Raw genomic sequence first — 19,416 nt, 5'->3', positions numbered from 1 at the left:
ACTCCCAAAGACGCAGGTCAGACCCAGAAAGAGAATCGACAGCAACCTGTGTGCAACAGGGGTGGTTTTTCACGTTCAAAACCTGCGCAAAACTTTTCATCACCGCGGGTTGGGTTTTAGACACCTTATGCCCGTGGTTTCGACAAGTTTTCAACAGGTGTCTCTATTTCCCTACGAGCGCAGTGTAATTTTATCGCGCAGCGACTTGAGGTCTTCGGTGACGGTGCGGTCTTCCTGGATCATCTTCTGGACCTTTTTGTAACTCGTGCTGACGGTCGAGTGGTTGCGGTTGCCAAATTCGGCGCCCACCGCCGTGGTCGTCATCTCGCACATCTCGATGGCCAGATAGATGGCAATATGGCGTGCTTTGGCGATATTGGCGTTGCGACGCGGGCCGATGAGCTCCTCGTGCGTCACGCCGTACTGCTCTTCGATGACGGACTGAACCGTCTGGACGTTGATCTTTTTGGCCGATGTGTCGAAGTACTGGCTGGCGATGGCGTCGATATCGTCAAAGGTGAGCTCCCCGCCCTCGCGCTCGCGGTCGCCCGCCTCGCCGGCGCAGCGCTCGCAAAAGCTCTCGAGTTCGCGGATGTTGGTGCCCGAGACCTCGGCCATGTGTTTAAAGTGCTCGTCGGTCAGGTGCCCGCCGTCGCCCCCATAGGCCGCCAGCAGCGAGTCGTCGCCTGCCTCGGGAGCGGCGACGATGGTGTTCTCGTAATAGCGCTGCAAGATCTTGTATTTCATCTCGTAGCTGGGCTCTGCGACCAGGCAGAGCATGCCGGCGTTGAAGCGGCTGGTCAGACGCTCGTCCATGCTCAGGTCCTTGGGGGCGCGGTCTGCCGCGATGACGACCTTCTTGTTGTTGCGGATGAACTCGTCCATGAGCTGGAAAAAGTAGTCCACGCTCGCGCGCTTGCCGATGATGTTTTGGATGTCGTCGATGATGAGCACGTCCACGCCGTGGTACGCCTGCATGATGGGGGCGTTGCTCTTCTTTTGGCGGTCGAACTCGGTCATCAGGTCGTCCAGATATGCCTGGGAGTTGGCATACTTGACCTTGATCTCGGGCGACTTCTCGGCGAGCTCGTTTTTGATGGCAAGCAGCAGGTGCGTCTTGCCCAGGCCCGATTTGCCGTAGATGAACAGTGATGTGCACGTGCCCCGCTCGTCCGCGAGGGCGGCAAACTTGAGTGCCGAGCGATAGGCATGGCTGTTCTCGGGGCCGTAGACAAAGTTCTCAAAGGTAAATTTTGAGTTCGCGGCGAGCGGGGCTCCATCCGTATTCTGTTCGGCCGGCGCGGTCGGTGCTGGCATGGGTGAAGCGGGGGTCGCAGCTTGCGTGGATTTAGTCGGCGCTCCGCCCTTCATCTGGTTCATCATGCGACGAAAATCATCGGCCGAGAGCGTGTTCTTGATTGCAATGCCCGAATCCGCGCCCGCCGCTGCGTCGTGAGCGATGGGCATGTGCGTGGCGGGTGCGTTCGTTGACGTCGCCGCCGCGGTCGGCAACGGTGCCATGGTTTCACGGGAAACATCGCTGTGCTGGTGCTCGATTGCCGGCACGTCGCCTGCGGAGGCTGGCGCCGCAGGGGAAGCAGCGGGAGCCGTGGCGGGCACCGTCGCGGCACCGGATTCGGCCGTTGCGCCTTGCGGTGCCACGATGTCGAGCGCAATCGGTGCAAAGGCGATTTCTTCCAGATAGGCCTCAATGGTCGGCTGATGCTTTTTGAGCTGCGCGATGGCAAAGCGCGAGGGGGCCTCGATCGTGAGCGTATCTTCGGTCAGGCTTATGGCGCGCGATTGCCCCAGCATGTTGATGAGGCGTGCATCTTGGCCGTCGCGCTGGCAAAAGGCGATGGCATCCCCCAGGATGATGCTTGCTTCCTCGTCCACTATCTCTCCCGTTCTTTAGCTCTGAGCTCGCACGCGAGCGGCGCCGAGTTCGGTCAGATGGTATTTCTGGCCATGCTTGATGACCAAGCCGGCCTGCGCCAAGTCATTGAGCGTGCGTGACCAAGTGGGGGCCGAGTTTCCAAACGCCCTCGCCAGATCGGTTGCACCGCACGCTTGATTTTGCGCCAGATAGCCCAGCGCGGCGTTGCCGCGATCGCTTACGAACACGTCCGGTTGTGGCTGCGCATACTGATTTGCTGCATTAGGATACATCATTTGAGCTGCTGGTTGTTGAGAACTCTGCATCGGCGGCATTTGCTGTTGAAAACTTTGAGGCCACTGTTGGTAAGGCTGCGGAGGCATCTGCTGGGCCCAGGGGTTGTACTGCTGCTGCGGCATCTGCTGGTACGGTTGCTGATATCCCTGCTGGTACTGCTGCGGGAACTGCTGGCCATACCCCAGTGGCGGCATCTGCTGATATGGATATCCCTGTTGGTACGGCTGATAGCCCATTTGCTGGCCACCCGGCGCCCCCGTCGCCTGCTGCATTGCTGCTGTATCCTGATCCGCCAGCGGCATGGCCTGTGGCACGTTTGGCGGCATCGACATCGACGCCGCCTGGGGCTCTTGTGTAGGAAGCATTCCGGGCTGCTGCATCTGTCCCACGCGGGGCTGCATCTGTTGCGTTGCCATGGGCTGCTGCGCAAAAGCTCCCGGCAGGGGATATGCGGGCTGCTCCGTCTCGGGCCGCACGGCAGCACCGCGCCCGCCGGCGCGTTCGATTTCCTGCACGCGTTTAGGGTCCAGGCTTACCGTAACCACGGTGCCGTTGCCCATGTTGTCCTCGATGGACACGGCCCCGCCGGCGTTTTCCAAATACTCCTGCACCATGGGAAACCCTGCTCCGGTTCCACGGATATAGCGCTTCATCTTGCTGTTTGCGCTGGTAACGCCAAAGTCGAAAGCACGCTCCTTGTCGTCGATGCCGGGTCCTTGGTCAGCAAAGCGGATGGTGTCTCCGCCGTCCAGAATCGAGATGATGGGCTCGGCAAAGTGCGCGTGGATAAAGTTTTCGACAATCTCGCGGATGACCATGAGCGAGATATGGCCACCTTGTTCTTTCATGCACTGGTAGACGGTGTTGGTCGTCTCTTCCAAATACGTGCGGACATCTTGCGGATCAATGACGATCACACGCGGTGTCGACAGCATATCGTCATAGACGGCGATGCGCGCGGCGTACATGGCTTTTGGCGCCTGCGTGGTCGTCTGCTCGCCTTCCTCACGCTCTTCGCGCACGCCGGTGATGTGCTCGTTGTCGGGTGCCGGGTCTCCGGAATCGACCATGGTGTAAAAGTCGTCAGACATGCCGCTCGCAATCTTTCAAAAGGTTTCGAACAAATAGTAGCTCACCGTGCAATGTTTCTCATCTTTCGACAACTTTTCAAAACCTGTTGAAAACTTTGGAAAACGGACGAAAAGTTCTCAACATTGCCAATATGACCTGTTGAAAACTCGATGAAATATCGTGAAAAGTTGCCATGCACCGTTAAATCGAGCTCGGCTTATGGGGGAACCGTGTGAACTGCGCAACCTTTTACCTTTGATTTCTTGACATTTGAACATTGATTTCCCTACAATCTTCAAGCTCACGTGTCTATATCTGCGTCCGCGCCCCCGCGGACACTCGAAATGCAGCAGGAGGAACTTAAGATGAAGCGTACGTATCAGCCTAATAAGCGTAAGCGTGCCAAGACCCATGGCTTCCGTGCCCGTATGGCCACTAAGGGTGGTCGTGCCGTGCTCGCCCGTCGTCGCGCCAAGGGCCGCAAGCGTCTCACTGTCTAGCAGCGATACACACATCTCGCATGAAGACTATTAAGTCTCGGCAAGATTTCGAGCATGTGTTCAGTCAGGGGCGTCGTTTTAATCACCCTCTGATTCGAATGACCATATGTGAATCGGTTGGCGAAGGCGACTCCGGAAGGGTCGCCTTCGTTGGTGCTAAACGGCTCGGTTGTGCTGTCGTGCGCAACCGTTCTAAGCGTGTGATGCGCGAGGCCGCCCGCAGCTGTGGATTTCCCGTTGCGGGTTATGACATCATCTTGTTCGCAACTCCCAAGACGAGGGTTTCTTCGCCTCAGGAGATGGACAATGCATTGCGTTCGCTTATGAAACGCGCCGGCGTTGCCGGGGAGGAGCGATGAGCAATCACGTTTTGCGACGTGTTGCCATCGCTCCTATTCGCATATATCAACAGGTTATTTCGCCCTTATTGCCTGACGCCTGCATTTATTACCCAACGTGCTCGCAATACGCCGTCCAGGCGATTGAGAAGTACGGTGTTTTGAGAGGCTGCTGGCTTGCCGTGAGGCGCATCGCTCGCTGCAATCCCCTGCACGTCGGCGGTTATGACCCTGTGCCCTAGCGGGCACTCGCTATCGGAGGAAAACTTACATGTGGGATTGGATCGTTAACATCCTTTTCGAGCTGCTCAAGCTCATCCAGACCTTTGCGGTCGACTGGGGCCTGTCCATCATCATCCTGGTGGTCATCATCCGTCTGCTACTGACGCCGCTTATGCTCAAGTCGACTAAGTCGACGGCACGCATGCAGGTGCTGCAGCCCAAGATGCTCGAGATCCAGGAGCGCTATGCCGACGATCCCCAGCGTCAGGCCGAGGAAATGCAGAAGTTCTACAGCGAGAACAAGTTCAACCCGATGGCTGGTTGTCTGCCGCTGTTGATTCAGATGCCTGTCCTGTTCGCCCTATTTACGCTGCTGCGTAACCTGCCGGACTACTTTAACGACGGCGCGTTCTCGTTCTTTAATATTCTGCCCGACCTGACCACCACGCCGAGTGCCTCCTTTGCCGATGGCTTTATGGTCGCGCTGCCTGCGCTGGTCTGCCTGATCCTGTTCGCTGTCCTGACCCTGATTCCGCAGCTCTATATGTCGCGCAACCAGACCGGCCAGCAGGCTCAGAGCATGCGTATGATGGCCGTTGTCATGACGGTCATGATGCTTTGGATGGGCTGGAGCCTTCCCGTTGGTGTTCTGCTGTACTACGACGTCTCGTCTGCTTGGCAGGTTATCCAGCAGATTTTTGTGACGCAGAAGGTCATCGACAAGGCGAAGGCCGATGAGGAGGAGCGCCTTAAGAACGCGCCGCTGCAGGTTGAGGTCACTCGTCGCGAGAAGAAGCCGCGCCCGCACAAGAAGAAGTAGCGGGATATCAATCTTATTTAGGTACCTAACTTTTGGAGTACGTTATGTCTGAAGAGATCATCGAGGATATGCTTGAGGAGGTTGCCCCGCAGGTCGCGGGCGATTATCCCGAGATTGCACAGCGCTACAAGGCCGGTGAAGAGCTGACCGACGAGGAGCTCGACACCATTGCCGATGTCGCGATTTCCATCCTGCGTTCCATCCTTTCGCACTTCGATGCCGCCAACTCTCCTATCGATGAGTATGAGGGCGACGAGGGTGAGCTGATTCTGGATGTAACGGCTCCCGACCTTGCTGTTCTCATTGGCCGTCATGGTCGCACCCTTGATGCCCTTCAGGTTATGTTCTCTTTGCTAGTGAGCCGCAAGCTTGGCTTTAGGTATCCGGTTGTAGTGGACGTCGAGGGATACAAGAGCCGCCGTCAGGACAAGGTTGCCTCCATGGCTCAGTCTGCAGCCGAGCGTGCCATCCGCACTCATAAGAGTGTTTCGCTTCCGCCCATGAATGCCTACGAGCGCCGACTGGTTCACATTGCACTTCGTGGCAATGACGCCGTCGATACTCATTCTGAGGGTTCTGACCCCGATCGCCATGTGGTGATTGTTGCTCGATAATCTACTCGAGCTTATGCTAAGGGGACGTGGTTTCCACGTCCCCTTTTTTTGTCAAAAGTTCTCGATACACTGATTTTTGTCAGAAAGGAGCTTTCGTTGTTAGTACTTACTGATCAGCAAGCTGACGAGATGTTGACTCGTCTAACTTCCTATTGCAAAGAGTATTCCTTGAGCGTATCTGATGTTGAGATGAGGAATTGTATTCAGCATTTGGATTTGGTTCTGGAAACAAATAAGACAACTAATCTCACCCGTATTCTTAACGTTGAAGATGCTGCGGTACTTCATATCCTCGACTCACTTGTTTTGCTCCCCTATATCAATAAGGCTCCTGAGGGAGCTTTGCTCGATATGGGGACAGGTGCGGGCTTCCCTGGTATTCCGTTAACCATAACCACGCATCGTAAAGCTACTTATATTGACTCTGTTGGTAAGAAGGTTGATGCCGTCAATTCTTTTGTTCATGCTCTTGGGTTGAAACATGCTCATGCGGTCCATGATCGTCTTGAAGAATATGCTCGAAGCCATAAGAAGCAGTTCTCTGTCGTAACTGCCCGCGCACTGGCTCCTCTACCGATTCTTGTTGAGTATGCAGCTCCGTTCCTCAAGGATGGAGGGCTATTTGTTATCACCAAGGGCAATCCTTCGGATGAGGAGCTTGCTTCTGGCATGTCAGCAGCTAAGATTTGTGGCTTCACTTTGCTTCTGAATGACGCAATCGATTTGCCTGAGGGCTTGGGCCACAGGGAGTTCATTGTTCTTAAGAAGAGTCATCCAGCATCTGTTTCATTGCCTCGTGCAAATGGCATGGCAAAGAAGAATCCGCTTGCCTAGATGTTTCACGTGAAACATAATGGATACTAACAACTTGCAGTGTTTCACGTGAAACATGGCAGTTGATATCGAATCGGAATGTTTCACGTGAAACATCCTCCGTTTGACAGCTTTAATACACACCAGGAGGGACCGTGGGATTTCGCGACGTTAAGCGTTCTAAGAACGCAAAAGACACGCGTATCATTGCAATCATCAATCAAAAAGGCGGCGTCGGTAAGTCAACAACGGCTGTAAACCTTGCAGCAGCACTGGGTGAGCAGGGTCGTAAGACACTGATTGTCGATTTTGATCCGCAGGGAAACAGTACCAGTGGATTTGGAATTGAAAAAGAAGACCTTGATCACTGCATCTATGATGCATTGTTGAATGATGTGCCGGCAGAATCGCTTGTTCTTGATACAAATTGCAAAAAGGTATTCGTAATTCCAGCTACGATTCAGCTTGCAGGTGCTGAAATTGAGCTCGTAAGCGCAATTGCTCGTGAAACCCGCCTCAAAGACTTGCTTGAGCCGATTCAGGACGAGTTCGATTTTATTTTCATTGACTGTCCTCCTTCGCTCGGCCTGCTTACAATCAATGCCTTGACCGCAGCAGATAGCGTTTTGATTCCAATCCAGTGTGAGTATTACGCACTCGAGGGCGTTACGAAGCTGCTTGAGTCAATGAAGATGGTCAAATCACGTCTGAACAAGGGCTTAGACACCTATGGCGTGCTTATGACCATGTATGACTCACGTACTTCTTTGTCGAATCAGGTTGTTGAGGAAGTTCAATCGTACTTTGGTGATAAGGCGTTTAAGACGCTGATTCCCCGTACTGTTAAAATCTCTGAAGCTCCGTCTTTTGGAGAACCGGTAATTACCTATGCACCTCAAAATAAGGGTGCAAAAGCGTATATGAACCTTGCAAAAGAGGTGATCAAGCGTGCCTAGTGCAAAGAAACGCGGTGGATTGGGACGCGGACTCAATGCTTTGGTCTCAGAGGCTGAGTATGAGACCGGTGGTTCTGCTGCATCTGCTTCAAATACAGCATCTGAAACAAAACTACCGGTTGAGGATATCGTTCCCAACCCTAATCAACCGCGAATTCACTTTAATGAAACTGAACTTCGCGAGTTGAGCGAGTCAATCCAAGAACATGGCGTTTTGCAGCCGCTTTTGGTTCGCAAGCATGGAAACGGCTATGAGATCATCGCTGGTGAGCGTCGTTACCAGGCGTCAAAGCTTGCTGGTCTTGAGGAGCTGCCTGTCATCATTAAAGATGTTAATGATGAAGAGATGCTGGCTCTTGCTCTTATCGAAAACCTTCAGCGTTCTGATCTGAATCCCGTCGAAGAGGCTAAGGGCTATCGCCAGCTCATTGATGCCAGCGGTATGACCCAGGAGGCATTGTCGAAGGCAGTAAGCAAATCACGCTCTGCAATTACAAATTCGCTGCGCCTTCTCGATCTCCCCGAAGTAGTTCAGCAGATGATTTTTGAGGGTAAACTTACTGCTGGTCACGCACGTGCGATTCTTGCAGTTCCCTATGAGGATGCTCGAATTCGACTTGCAGAGAAGGTTGTTGCGGAGGGCCTTTCTGTAAGAGCGACAGAAAATCTTGCTCCATTGTTTTCTGCCGGAGAGACACCTAAGACGCCGCGGCCTGCAACGCCTCAGTCTTTTAAAAAGGCTGCGCGTGTACTTCGTCAGGTATTTAATACCAACGTGCGCGTGAAAAGCTCGCGTGGAAAGAATAAGATTGAGATTGAGTTTAAAGACGAGGAAGAGCTCTCTCGTATTCTTGGTGAAATGATTCAGTTTGATCAAGGAGGCCAAGATGAGGAATAAGATTTTAACTGCGATTGCATTGGTGACGACTGTCGCGGCCGGTGCCTTTGCTGGCTATAAGATCGCGACAGACGATGAACTTCGAGGTCGTTTGCTTCGTGGTGCGCAAGATATTGTCGATACTTCCAAGAAGAAAATGGATGTTATGACAGAAGATGTTGCCATGCGCACTGCTCAGGTAACAAAAAATCCTAAGATTAATCAAGGTTGGGTTAGCAACCAATGGGAAAATGTAGGCTATTAGGTACCTAACAATTACCCTGCATATTTTGAGCGGCCCTTGTCTGATTCATGAGACAAGGGCTGCTTATTTTGTCCGTAAACAATGGGGAAGCTAGCAGCGGTCCAAAATTGAGGTCAATAAATGAAACGGCCCCTGTTGCATATCCTGCAACAGGGGCCGTCCGATGTTTCACATGAAACGTTTTGGAGTGCGACTCCCCTATGCGCTCTTCTGAACTTTGAAGCGCTGTTTCAGCTGTCCGCAAGCGGCGTCAATATCGTTACCACGGGAGTTACGAATCGTGGTCTCGATGCCACGGGACTCAAGACGACGCTGAAGATCCTCAACCTTATGAATCGGCGACGGCTTGAGCGGGCTGCCCTCGATGTCGTTAAGTTGAATCAGGTTAACGTGGCACAGCGTTCCCTCGCAGAAGTCGTAGAGTGCCTGCATCTCGGGATTCGTATCGTTGACGCCTTCGATCATGGCATACTCATAGGTCGGGCGGCGGCCAGTCTTCTCGGTGTAGAGCTGAAGCGCTTCGTGAAGGCGAAGCAGCGTGTATTTCTTAACACCGGGCATGAGCTTATTGCGCGTCGACTGGATGGCGGAATGCAGGGAAACGGCAAGAGTGAACTGCTCGGGGATATCGGCAAATTTGCGAATACCGGGAATAACGCCGCTGGTAGAGACGGTGAGGTGACGAGCGCCGATACCGATACCATCGGGGTCGTTGAGGATACGCAATGCCTTGAGAACCTCGTCGTAGTTGGCAAACGGCTCGCCCTGGCCCATGAAGACAACGCTTGTGGCACGCTCGCCAAAGTCGTTGGATACATGAAGCACCTGGTCGACGATCTCTTGAGCGGTCAGAGAGCGCTTGAGGCCGTTGAGACCGGTAGCGCAAAAGGCGCAGCCCATGCCGCAGCCTGCCTGGGTTGAAACGCAGACGGAAAGTTTGTTACGACGGGGCATGCCGACAGTCTCGACGGAAATGCCATCGTGGTACTCGAGCAGATACTTGCGCGAGCCATCTTTGGAAACCTGCTTGGTGAGTTCAGTCGGCGTATCAAAGGCAAAAGCCTCTTTAAGCTGCTCACGGAAAGCCTTGGGAAGGTTGGTCATATCGTCAAACGAACAAACGTTCTTCTCAAAGACCCATTCGATGAGCTGCTTTGCGCGGAAGGCGGGCTGGCCAAGTTCGGCCACAAGCTCGCGAATATCGTTTTGGCTCAAGTCGCGAATGTCCTGAGATTTAGTCCTGGGATTCATGGAAGCCTTTCGATTTTGGGGAAACGTAGAGGGTATCGCTACAATATGGTATCAGCTGCAGAAATTATAGAGGAGGAGTCTGCCCATGCCGGGTAAAAGCCTAGAGAACATGCACGTAGCGGTCTTGGCGGGCGGTCGTTCCGCCGAGCGCGAGATCTCGCTCAATTCGGGAAAGAACGTCGTGGTGGCACTGAAGGAAGCCGGCTACACTTCGGTGGAGCTGCTCGACACGGCTGCCGATGACTTTATGGTAACCATGGCGACCGGTGGTTTCGACGTGGCGTTTATTGCCATGCACGGTGCCGGCGGTGAAGATGGTGCCATGCAGGGTGCCATGGAGACCCTGGGTATCCCCTACACGGCCTCGGGCGTGCTTGCCAGCGCTTGCGGTGCCGACAAGGAGGTCTCGAAGCTCCTGTACGCCAAGGCGGGCATTCCCATTGCCCCCGGCCTCGCGCTCGAGGCGGGCGATGAAGTCGATATCGATCATATCGTCGAGGTTTGTGGCGAGCGCTGCTTTGTGAAGCCGGCCGTAAACGGTTCCAGCTATGGCATTTCCCTGGTCCATGAGCCCTCCGAGCTGCCCGCGGCAATCGCCAAGGCGTTTGAGTACGGCGACAAAGTGCTGGTCGAGAAGTGCATCGAGGGTACCGAGATCACCGTCGGCGTATACGGCGAGGATGACGTGCGCGCCCTGCCGATTGTTGAAATCCGTAAGCCCGAGGACTGCGAGTTCTACGATCTGGACGTGAAGTATGTCGACCCTACGGACATCCATCGCATTCCGGCGCAGATTTCACCCGAGAACTACGCTCGTGCTCAGGAGCTCGCCTGTGCTGCCCATAAGGCACTCGGCTGCCTGGGTATCTCGCGCAGCGACTTTATCGTGAGCGAGGATGGCCCCGTCATCCTCGAGACCAACACGATTCCCGGCATGACCGATACATCGCTGTATCCGGATGAGATTCGCCACACCGATGACATGACGTTCCCGCGGGTGTGTGACAGTCTGATTCGTATGGGACTTCGTCGAGCGGGCGTTGCATGCTAATCGAGGACGCTGTTTCGTCGGGAACGCCGCAGTTTGTCATCGATTCCTATGCCACGCTTGCCGGGCGCGCCAAAACCCAATCGTTTGGTCTCATCGAGGAAGATGTTATCGTCCTCGATACCGAGACCACGGGTCTTTCGGTGCAGGACAACGAGCTTATCGAGATATCAGCGGCCCGCCTTTCGGGCCGCGAGGTTGTCGATCGGTTCGATACCTTCGTGCATCCCAAGCAGCTGATTCCCGCCGAGATTACCGAACTCACGAGCATTACAAACGCCGATGTGGTGGATGCCCCATCGGCCGTCGAGGCCGTGGCCGCTCTCGCCGATTTTGTCGGCGGCTGCCCGGTGATTGCGCATAATGCCACCTTCGACCGTTCGTTTATCGAGTCGGTCAAGGGCGGTGTCAACGTCAGCGACATCTGGATCGATTCGCTGGCACTGTCGCGCATCGCGCTTCCGCGCCTGGCCTCGCATAAGCTGTCTTTCATGGCCGACCTGTTTGGCTGCGACTCGGTGTCGCACCGCGCCAACGCCGATGTCGACGCCCTGTGTGGTGTGTGGCGCGTGCTGCTCGTGGCGCTCACCGACTTGCCTCAGGGCTTAATGGCGCGCCTGGCCGACATGCACCCCGACGTGCCCTGGTCCTATCGTCCCATCTTCTCGTTCTTGGCGGGACAGAACCCCGGTTCCATCTTCTCTCTCAGCGCCGCCCGCGCCGACGTGCTCAAGGCCGATCGGGCCGATGATCGCGTCGATGCGGACGAGCTGCCGGTCCTTAAGATGCCGAGCCGCGAGGAAATCGAGGCGGACTATGCCCCGGGCGGCCTGGTTAATCGCATGTATCCCACGTATGAGCCGCGCGATGAGCAGATCGCGATGGCGCTCGAGGTCCGTGACGCACTCGTTACGGGAACGCATCGCGTGATTGAGGCGGGGACAGGCGTCGGTAAATCGATGGCCTATCTGGTGCCTTTTGCCGAGGCCGCGCGCCGCAACAATATCACGGTTGGTATCGCGACTAAATCGAATAATCTTGCCGACCAGCTCATGTATCATGAGCTGCCCAAACTTGCCGAGCAGCTGGACGGAGGCCTATCGTTTTGCGCCCTCAAGGGCTATGACCACTATCCATGCTTGCGTAAGCTTGAGCGCATGAGCCGCGGCCAAGTCGAAATTACGACTAAGCGTGATCCCGCCGACACGCTTACGGCAGTCGCGGTCATCATGGCGTACGTGTGTCAGTCGGCCGATGGCGACCTCGACTCGCTTGGCATTCGCTGGCGCAGCGTCAACCGTCCCGACTTCACAACGGCCTCGCGCGAGTGTGCCCGTCGCCTCTGCCCGTTTTTCCCCGATAAATGCCTGGTCCACGGCGCCCGCCGTCGCGCGGCGCATGCCGATGTGGTGGTCACCAACCATTCCCTGTTGTTCCGCAATGTTGCGGCCGAGGGCAGAATCTTGCCTCCGATTCGTCACTGGGTGATCGATGAGGCCCACTCCATCGAGCGCGAGGCACGCCGTCAATGGGCGCGCGTGGTGTCGGCGGATGAATCGCGCGTTCTGTTTGAGCGCCTGGGCGGCTCGAGCACCGGTGCGCTGAGCCAGGTTTCCCGCGATTTGGCAACCTCGGAGGGCTCTACGCTTTACCTGGGTCTTACCGCCAAGGCGACGTCGACGGTTGTACGTGCGAGCATGGCGATTGCCGATGTGTTTGACGGCGTTCGCGAGCTTGGCCGCCGTGCCCGCGGCGGCTATGACAATGCGAACCTATGGATTGGCCCCGAACTGCGCGAATCTGACGACTGGCATGATTTCTTACAGTCGGCCTACGCTGCCATCGATGCATTGGAACAAGCTGACAAGAGCGTCGACGCGCTGGTGCAAGCCGTTGCCGCCGACAAGCCCGAGGTTGTTGTCGGCCTGGGTGATATCTCGCGCCGCCTACACGAGCTGGCCGAGAACCTCAAACTCATCATTGACGGTACCGATGAGCACTACGTGTACTCGCTGCAAGTCAATCGCAGATTGCGCGCCGGCGGCGAGTCGATGACCGCGGAGCGCATCGATATTGGCGAGGCCTTGGCAACCGAGTGGCTGCCCGAGGTCCACACGGCTATCTTTGCATCGGCGACCATGACGGTTTCCAAGAGCTTTGAGCATTTTAACCACGCCGTCGGACTCGATCGTATCGGTGCCTCGACATCATCGTCGCTGCACTTGGATTCGAGCTACGACTTCGATTCGAATATGGCCGTGGTCGTGGCTGGGGATATTCCTGATCCGCGCGACCGCGAAGGCTATCTTACGGCGCTCGAGCGAGTGCTGGTCGACGCCCATCTTGCCATGGGCGGATCGGTGCTCACGCTGTTCACCAACAGGCGCGACATGGAGGAGCTGTACGCTCGCGTCGAGCCCAAGATGGCTCGTGCGGGTCTGGAACTCAACTGCCAGCAGCGCAACTCGTCCCCTCGCCGTCTACGCGATCGCTTTATCAACGAACCGACCTCGTCGCTCTTTGCGCTTAAGGCCTTTTGGGAAGGGTTTGACGCCAGCGGCGAGACGCTGCGCTGCGTCATCATCCCCAAGCTGCCGTTCTCGAGCCCCACAGACCCGCTCTCATGCGAGCGCAATCTGCGCGAAGACCGCGCTTGGGTGCGCTATTCTCTGCCCGAGGCCGTGCTCGAGGTCAAGCAGGCAGCCGGTCGCCTCATTCGCTCATCGACCGATTGCGGTGTGCTGATTCTGGCCGACCCGCGCCTAGTGACGAAGGGCTACGGAAAGAAGTTCTTAACGTCGCTGCCCACGAGCTCCTACCAGCGCATCGAATCGGCGCAGATCGGTCACTATCTGCAGCTGTGGCGCGCACGCCACGAGCGGCGCCGCTAAAGCGGACAGACGAGGGATTTTGCCATATCGCACAGACGCTCTGACAGGGCGGGGTCATCCAAGATGCGGATGGGCCCGCCCGCTGCGATTACCTGGCTTAACAGCCAGCGCTCGGAGCCGTAGCGCACATTCGCTGTCGAGCTGTCCGCCCCATTGGGTTCAATCGACATGATGCCGGGCCAGTCTAGGCGCTCTGCCAAGGCGCGCGGCATGAGAAGTTTCGCGCTCCGCTCCGCCTGGGCGAGGGAGTCATGGAGGGTCGCGGGCTCCGGTTCGTGGCGCACGACGGAGTCGTCGGTCAAGACCAGGCCCTCGATTTTATCCATACGATAGGTACGCTGTTCGTCGACCGCGACATCCCAGGCAATCAGATACGTTTGGTCGCCGTTTGTTGTGATGTGCAAGGGGTCGACCAAACGCTCGCGCGCTTGTGTGTCATCCATCGAGCGATACGAGATGCGGCAGCGAACGCCGTCCCGAATGGCGCAGCTCAGCTGCTGCCAGTGCGATCCGTGGGCGACGGTGTCAAAGACGCGCTGGTTGTAGCCGAGCTCTTTGGGAAGAAGGGCGCGCCGTATTCGAGCCGCCGCTTGGGGTTCGATCCCCAATGATTCAAGTTCATGGTTGAGCACAGCGCCCTCGGCGGCACTCAGCCGCAGCGGTAGCACGCGCCCCGCATCACCGGTGAGGATCACGCACTCGCCGCGGCGTTCGCAGATAATACGTGCGCCCGATTCTCGGTCCGCAAGCGTCGAGACGATCTCGAGAATCTCGTCGAGAGATGTCCCCGTGATATCAAAGCGGCTGCAAAGCTCGTCTCGTGCCATGCCATTCTCGCCGGCGGCGTAGAGGGCCTCCATGATGTCGATGGCGCGCGAGAATCTTTGCTCGCTGGTGAGTTTACGCACGGGCATGCTCGTGCACCGTCCTTTCGATGAGGTGATTCCACGTCTGCTTGAGGGAATCGGGGGCGACGGGCCTCATGCCATCCATGGCATGAGCCATGCAAAACGAGGCTGCGGCTTCAAGGTCGCGCGCGTCAACGGTCCAGGTCCATCCCGAATCGGTGTGTGCGAGCTCACCTCGCCCGCGTGTGAGACCGCTGATCATATCGGCCTGCGCTTCACGCGCGAACGAGAACGTAGCTGAAACGGGTGGGCGGTCGGCAAAATCGAAGTCAAAGAATAAGTAATCGTTGAGGTTGAAATCCGCAGGGATGGCGTAGGCCTTCGAAGGTCTCCAGGCGCGAACGATGCGGTCGCAGCGGAATGTTCTGATATTGCCTGTGGCATTGTCGAGGCCGCAGAAGTATGCCGTACCCTCGCGCTCGAACATGCCGTAGATGCAAACGGTCCGCTCGCGTTGTTCACCGCGCCCGTTTTGGTACAAAAAGCGCAGCGCGCAACGCTCGGCAAAGGCACTCCATACCGCATCGACGGCGGGAGAGCGGCGGATCGGTGCCTCTCCTGTCGTCGACATGCCGGTAAGGTAGGCAATCTTGGAGCGAATGTCGGCAAGCGGCGCGGAAAAGGTGGATGAGCCCGCCGCGAGTGTCTGGTCGATGGCGTTGAGCAGGATGTCGGCATCGTCTGCGGTGATGAGACCACCCGCGGCAAACGTGTGCTCGCGGTCGATCGTCCAGGCGCTCTCCTCGGTTTCCTGCGCTCCGGCAGCACGAACCTCCCTGATAACGATGCCGCGTTCGAGCAGCTTGTCGCGATCGCGGCGGAACTTACGCTTGTCTGAGTCGATATTGCCCGAGCCGTATCCCAAATCGGAATCCAGGACGATTTGCTCGGTCGTCAGCGGTTCGGGAGAACTGTTGAGTACAAAGAAAAGGTTGAGGATGCGCTGAGCCGTTTTATCGAAACCGGGCTCGGGTGCCCCCTTTTTAATTGTCGCGGTCGCGTCGCTTGCCGTCATAGAATCCTCGCATGAGAAGGTCGTTTGATGCCATGATTTTAGTCCGATATGGAGATTAGGCTATATCCTTGTCCGCTCGTGGCGTTAAGATGGCCCGAATTCGGTCGTTTGCGCTCGCTCGGGGTATACTTTCGACTATATACGGTTCTAATGTGCATGCATTGGGCCTATTTGTCGGATTATGGATGTGGAGCGCACATGGCGAACACCCAGAACTATATTAACCACCTGCTGCAGAGCACCGGCATTACGCCGGCGTGCAGTGAAGAAGAGCGCCTGGCTGCCGAGGATATCGCTCAGATTTTCCGCAACCACGGCTTTGACCCCGAGGTGCAGGAATTTAATGCTCCCGCGCCCAGCAGGTTGGCGTTTGCCGTTACCGGTATTCTGGCGTTTGCCGGCGCCCTGCTGATGGGCATCGGCGGCGGTATCGGCTTGGTCGGCACCTTGCTGGCCATTGTCGGTGCCGTGCTCTACGTGCTCGAGCGCACGGGGCATCCCGTGGTTTCGCGCCTGGGAAAGACCGGTGTGAGCCAAAATGTCATCGCCTATCACAAGGCCTCGGGCCCGCTTGCGTCTCCGCGCAACCGCCCGGTCGTCGTGGTGGCGCACTATGATTCCCCCCGTGCCGAGCTCCTTGCTCGCGAGCCCTACGCTCCGTATCGCGCGCTCATCGCCAAGCTCCTGCCTGTTGCCACGATCGCGCCCGCGGCTGTTGCCATCCTGCGTATCCTGCCGCTTCCCGGCGCGCTCAAGGTTCTGCTGTGGATTGTCGCGATCCTCGCTTCCCTCGTTGCGCTCGCCAACGCGGCAAACATCATCTCTAACCGCTACATTCTTCCCTATACGTCCGGCGCGGTGTGCAACAAGTCTTCTGTCGCCGCTATGCTCGGTGTTATGGACAACGTTGCTCCTTTCCAGGGCGAAAACGAGTTTCCCAACGATGTTCCGTTCGATACCTATTTTGGGGAGCAGAAGCGTCGTGCCGAGGAAATGGCGCGCGCAGCGGCGGAGTATGCCGCGGCCCAGCAGCAAAACGACTACGGCAACACCATCGAGTATGAAGAGCCTACCTACGCCGAGGACGAGTTCGGTCAGCCGATTGCTCCCGACGCTCAGGCCGAGCCCGAACAGGGTGAGGCTTTCGACGAGCAGATCGAGGGCTTTGAGGGTGCGTCTGCCGACGAGACGCTGATTGGCGCCATTGTGCCCGAGGATCAGAATCAGGCTGTCCAGGCCGAAGAGTTCAATGACGAGGTTCCCGCTGCCGAGCCGGCGGAGGAGCCTGTCGCGGCCGAGCCCGAGCCCAAGCTCTATCGCAATGCCGCCGGCAACATCCGCTTTGGTTCGGATGCCATCCGTGCGCTCGGAATGCTTCCCGAGTCCTGCACGCTCGATTACGAGGAGGGCGAGGAGCCGACGTTTGAGCCCGAGCCTGCCCCCGTCGTGACCGTGGATGATGAGTCTGCCGCGGTTACCGCTGCCGTTGCCGAGTCCGAGGCGGTGTCCGCGATCGATCCCGCGGCAGGACTGGACATTTTGGCTCCCGCCGCGCCGGCGCAAGACGTTGCGGACGAGTCTGACGACGATTACGCTGAACAGCCGAGGCGCGTGTCTTACGAGAGCGATACTGATTTCTCGGCCGAGATTCCCGCGGCAACGCCCCATGCCGATATTGCATCCGCGTTCTCTTCGATTGGCGCCAGCGCTTCCAACTTCTTTAAGGGTGCGCTTGCAAAGGGCAAGAAATTTGTCGACGATTTCGAGGAGAAGCGCGCTGCCGCACGCGAGGCTGCCGAGCAGGAGGCTATCGCTCAGCAGCAGGCGGCCGAGGCGGCACGCGAGCGCGCAGCACAGGAGTTCGAGCAGAACGAGGCTATGCAGTCCGTGCCCGTCGACGCTGCCGAAGCTACGACGTCCTTTGAGTCCCAGCAACCGGCGTCCGCGGATGTTGTTGAGGCGACGACGTCTTTCGAGGCTCAGCAGCACGTCGATAGCACCATGTCGTTTGATGCCGCGCAGTTCGATTCTACGATAACGTTTGAAAAGCAAGGCACCGCGATTGCCGAGCCCCTTCCTGTTTCCGATGAGCAGGGCGACGCGGCAGACGATGACGAGCCTATTGATGCTGCTGAAATCCAAGATGTCGCCGAGGACGAGCCCGTCGAGGCCAACTCTGACGAAGAGCAATACGCGGCAGCCGAGCAAGATGATTCGACCGAGGTCGAGCAGGAGGAAGTGCCTGCGGTTTCCGAAGCTTCCGAGACAGATGAGTCGAGGCCTTACTCCACGCAGATTTTCACCATGCCGACCCCGAGTGGTTCCGGTGCCACGGTTGCCGATGTTGCTCCCACCCAGGACGAAACAGTCGATTCCCTTATGGCCCAGATTTCCTCCCAGGCATCACCACGCCCGCAGATGAATGTTCCCGATCCGGCGTCGGCTCCGTCGCCTGCACCTTCCTCGTCTCCGCTAGCTTCGGTCCCCGATCCGTCGCTGCCGTCGATGAAGCAGGCAAACGTTGCGTCTCGCACGTCGCTGTTCGACCTTCCCGACCCCTCCGCACAGGTCAACGACCCCTTTGCTACCGCTCAGGGTCCCGAACCCACATCGGCACCCGTTGCGCCTCCTAGGCCCGTTGCGTCGGGCGCACAGCCGATCGAGACCATTTCGGCTCCCGCCCCGGCGGCACCCAAGTCTCGCAAGCGCGGCCTGGGCGGCCTGTTCGGTCGTAAAAAGAAAAACGAACAGGACAGCATGAGTGACTGGCTGGGCGTCGAAGACGATTACGATGCCAAGAAGTCCGGTCGCGGCATCGGTTCGTGGGATAATTTCGAGGACGATAACGATGGCTGGAAGGGCGGCGCTACGTCTTCCGACGGCGCTTCTTCCGAAGATATGCTCTCGGCTGTTGCCTCTATGGGTGACGATGAGCTGCTCGGTCACGATATCTGGTTTGTGGCAACGGGCGCCTCGGATTGTGATGGCGCCGGTATGAAGGCCTTCTTGGCTTCGCATCGCGATAAGCTCCGCGGCGTATTCTTCATCAATCTTGAATCCGTCGGCGCCGGTAGGCTTTCGGTGGTGACGGTTGAGGGCGAACAGCAGCTGCTCAAGGGCGATCGCCGCATCATGAACCTGGTCAGCAAGGTGTGCAAGTCGTTCCATGTCGATTGTGGCGCGCTCGAGATGCCCTATGCCAAGACCGATGCCTATGCCGCGCTCGAGGCGAGCCGCCGAGCCCTCACCATCGCCGGCGTGGACGGCACGCGCCTGGCTTGTGCTCGTACCGAGGACGACCTGCCCCACAATGTCAACCCGACGAACATTGCCACGGTATCCGAGGTCGTGACCGAGGTTATCCGCCGTTCGTAGACGGAGCTCTAAGGAGTCAACGTGTTTTCGTATATTAAGCGCCATTGGCCTGTCTACGTGATTTTGACCTTGATTGCCATTGCGTTAGGGTTTGGAGCTGCCTACATCGTGGGCGCGAAGGGCTCGACCCCCGCCTCCGCAATCAGCGAAGAGGTGGAGCAAGAACAGAGCACGGGCGCCGATGGGATTCCTGAGTCCGAGCAGGCAATCGTTGATGGTGGATCTTCGTCTGCAGAGTAGATACGGCGATTTAGATGATTGAAAGCGGGCGAGCCGGGG

General features: G+C 57.2%; 18 protein-coding genes. 13 read left to right on the top strand and 5 right to left on the bottom strand.

What is annotated here, in order from left to right; genetic code table 11:
• Positions 1-171 precede the first annotated feature (171 nt).
• Together DWW73_RS02450 and DWW73_RS02445 are read right to left on the bottom strand one after the other, a co-directional pair.
• On the bottom strand, positions 172-1,896 hold the full coding sequence (locus DWW73_RS02450; protein ID WP_117564016.1) for a DnaA ATPase domain-containing protein: 1,725 nt from the start codon (positions 1,894-1,896) through the stop codon (positions 172-174).
• 15 nt (positions 1,897-1,911) lie between these two features.
• Positions 1,912-3,264, bottom strand: a complete 1,353-nt coding sequence (locus tag DWW73_RS02445) for an ATP-binding protein (RefSeq protein WP_117564015.1) — start codon at positions 3,262-3,264, stop codon at positions 1,912-1,914.
• A gap of 345 nt (positions 3,265-3,609) precedes the next feature.
• On the opposite strand from DWW73_RS02445, the gene rpmH reads away from it, so the two are divergent.
• The 9 genes from rpmH to DWW73_RS02400 all read left to right on the top strand — a co-directional run bounded on the left by rpmH (position 3,610) and on the right by DWW73_RS02400 (position 8,649).
• Positions 3,610-3,744 carry a 50S ribosomal protein L34 gene (gene rpmH / locus DWW73_RS02440; protein ID WP_019127408.1) on the top strand — a complete coding sequence of 45 codons (135 nt, stop codon included), beginning with the start codon at positions 3,610-3,612 and terminating at the stop codon, positions 3,742-3,744.
• A 20-nt stretch (positions 3,745-3,764) separates the two neighbouring features.
• The gene (rnpA, locus tag DWW73_RS02435) at positions 3,765-4,103 is read left to right on the top strand and encodes a ribonuclease P protein component (RefSeq protein ID WP_082435526.1); all 339 of its coding nucleotides are present in this window, start codon (positions 3,765-3,767) and stop codon (positions 4,101-4,103) included.
• Positions 4,100-4,324: a membrane protein insertion efficiency factor YidD gene (yidD, locus tag DWW73_RS02430; protein WP_022093804.1), complete on the top strand. Its 225-nt coding sequence runs from the start codon at positions 4,100-4,102 to the stop codon at positions 4,322-4,324. Before rnpA ends, yidD begins: the two co-directional genes overlap by 4 nt.
• A gap of 29 nt (positions 4,325-4,353) precedes the next feature.
• Entirely contained in the window at positions 4,354-5,124 is a 771-nt protein-coding gene (locus DWW73_RS02425; RefSeq protein WP_117564014.1) for a YidC/Oxa1 family membrane protein insertase, read from the top strand.
• A gap of 44 nt (positions 5,125-5,168) precedes the next feature.
• Positions 5,169-5,738: a R3H domain-containing nucleic acid-binding protein gene (locus DWW73_RS02420; protein ID WP_022093802.1), complete on the top strand. Its 570-nt coding sequence runs from the start codon at positions 5,169-5,171 to the stop codon at positions 5,736-5,738.
• Positions 5,739-5,906: 168 nt separating this feature from the next.
• On the top strand, positions 5,907-6,572 hold the full coding sequence (gene rsmG / locus DWW73_RS02415) for a 16S rRNA (guanine(527)-N(7))-methyltransferase RsmG (RefSeq protein ID WP_233509094.1): 666 nt from the start codon (positions 5,907-5,909) through the stop codon (positions 6,570-6,572).
• 134 nt (positions 6,573-6,706) lie between these two features.
• Positions 6,707-7,507 (top strand): ParA family protein, encoded by an 801-nt coding sequence (locus DWW73_RS02410; protein ID WP_055251322.1) that lies wholly within the window; start codon positions 6,707-6,709, stop codon positions 7,505-7,507.
• On the top strand, positions 7,500-8,405 hold the full coding sequence (locus DWW73_RS02405; RefSeq protein WP_187362344.1) for a ParB/RepB/Spo0J family partition protein: 906 nt from the start codon (positions 7,500-7,502) through the stop codon (positions 8,403-8,405). Before DWW73_RS02410 ends, DWW73_RS02405 begins: the two co-directional genes overlap by 8 nt.
• Positions 8,395-8,649, top strand: coding sequence for a hypothetical protein (locus DWW73_RS02400; protein WP_117564012.1), 255 nt, complete (start codon positions 8,395-8,397; stop codon positions 8,647-8,649). Before DWW73_RS02405 ends, DWW73_RS02400 begins: the two co-directional genes overlap by 11 nt.
• 198 nt (positions 8,650-8,847) lie before the next feature.
• Here DWW73_RS02400 and rlmN read toward each other — a convergent pair whose 3' ends face one another.
• Entirely contained in the window at positions 8,848-9,900 is a 1,053-nt protein-coding gene (gene rlmN / locus DWW73_RS02395; protein ID WP_117778649.1) for a 23S rRNA (adenine(2503)-C(2))-methyltransferase RlmN, read from the bottom strand.
• 85 nt (positions 9,901-9,985) lie between these two features.
• Between rlmN and DWW73_RS02390 the strand changes: the two genes are divergently transcribed.
• Together DWW73_RS02390 and DWW73_RS02385 are read left to right on the top strand one after the other, a co-directional pair.
• Positions 9,986-10,951 carry a D-alanine--D-alanine ligase gene (locus DWW73_RS02390; protein WP_117564010.1) on the top strand — a complete coding sequence of 322 codons (966 nt, stop codon included), beginning with the start codon at positions 9,986-9,988 and terminating at the stop codon, positions 10,949-10,951.
• The gene (locus DWW73_RS02385) at positions 10,945-13,839 is read left to right on the top strand and encodes a helicase C-terminal domain-containing protein (protein ID WP_117564009.1); all 2,895 of its coding nucleotides are present in this window, start codon (positions 10,945-10,947) and stop codon (positions 13,837-13,839) included. Before DWW73_RS02390 ends, DWW73_RS02385 begins: the two co-directional genes overlap by 7 nt.
• Here DWW73_RS02385 and DWW73_RS02380 read toward each other — a convergent pair.
• Both DWW73_RS02380 and DWW73_RS02375 read right to left on the bottom strand, forming a co-directional pair.
• On the bottom strand, positions 13,836-14,753 hold the full coding sequence (locus tag DWW73_RS02380) for a YafY family protein (protein WP_117778648.1): 918 nt from the start codon (positions 14,751-14,753) through the stop codon (positions 13,836-13,838). The two genes, DWW73_RS02385 and DWW73_RS02380, sit on opposite strands and share 4 nt — an antisense overlap.
• Positions 14,740-15,762, bottom strand: a complete 1,023-nt coding sequence (locus DWW73_RS02375) for a YafY family protein (protein WP_117564007.1) — start codon at positions 15,760-15,762, stop codon at positions 14,740-14,742. Before DWW73_RS02375 ends, DWW73_RS02380 begins: the two co-directional genes overlap by 14 nt.
• A gap of 198 nt (positions 15,763-15,960) precedes the next feature.
• Here DWW73_RS02375 and DWW73_RS02370 point away from each other — a divergent pair, with 198 nt between their 5' ends.
• Together DWW73_RS02370 and DWW73_RS02365 are read left to right on the top strand one after the other, a co-directional pair.
• Positions 15,961-19,137 (top strand): hypothetical protein, encoded by a 3,177-nt coding sequence (locus DWW73_RS02370; RefSeq protein WP_117564006.1) that lies wholly within the window; start codon positions 15,961-15,963, stop codon positions 19,135-19,137.
• A gap of 21 nt (positions 19,138-19,158) precedes the next feature.
• Complete coding sequence (locus DWW73_RS02365) at positions 19,159-19,377, top strand: hypothetical protein (protein WP_022094153.1); 219 nt, start codon at positions 19,159-19,161, stop codon at positions 19,375-19,377.
• Positions 19,378-19,416: the final 39 nt, after the last annotated feature.

This window comes from Collinsella sp. AF16-8 (assembly GCF_003462695.1).
GTDB lineage: Bacteria > Actinomycetota > Coriobacteriia > Coriobacteriales > Coriobacteriaceae > Collinsella.
Note: the sequence above shows the minus strand (reverse complement) of the source record. Positions and strands in the feature narration are given on the sequence as shown.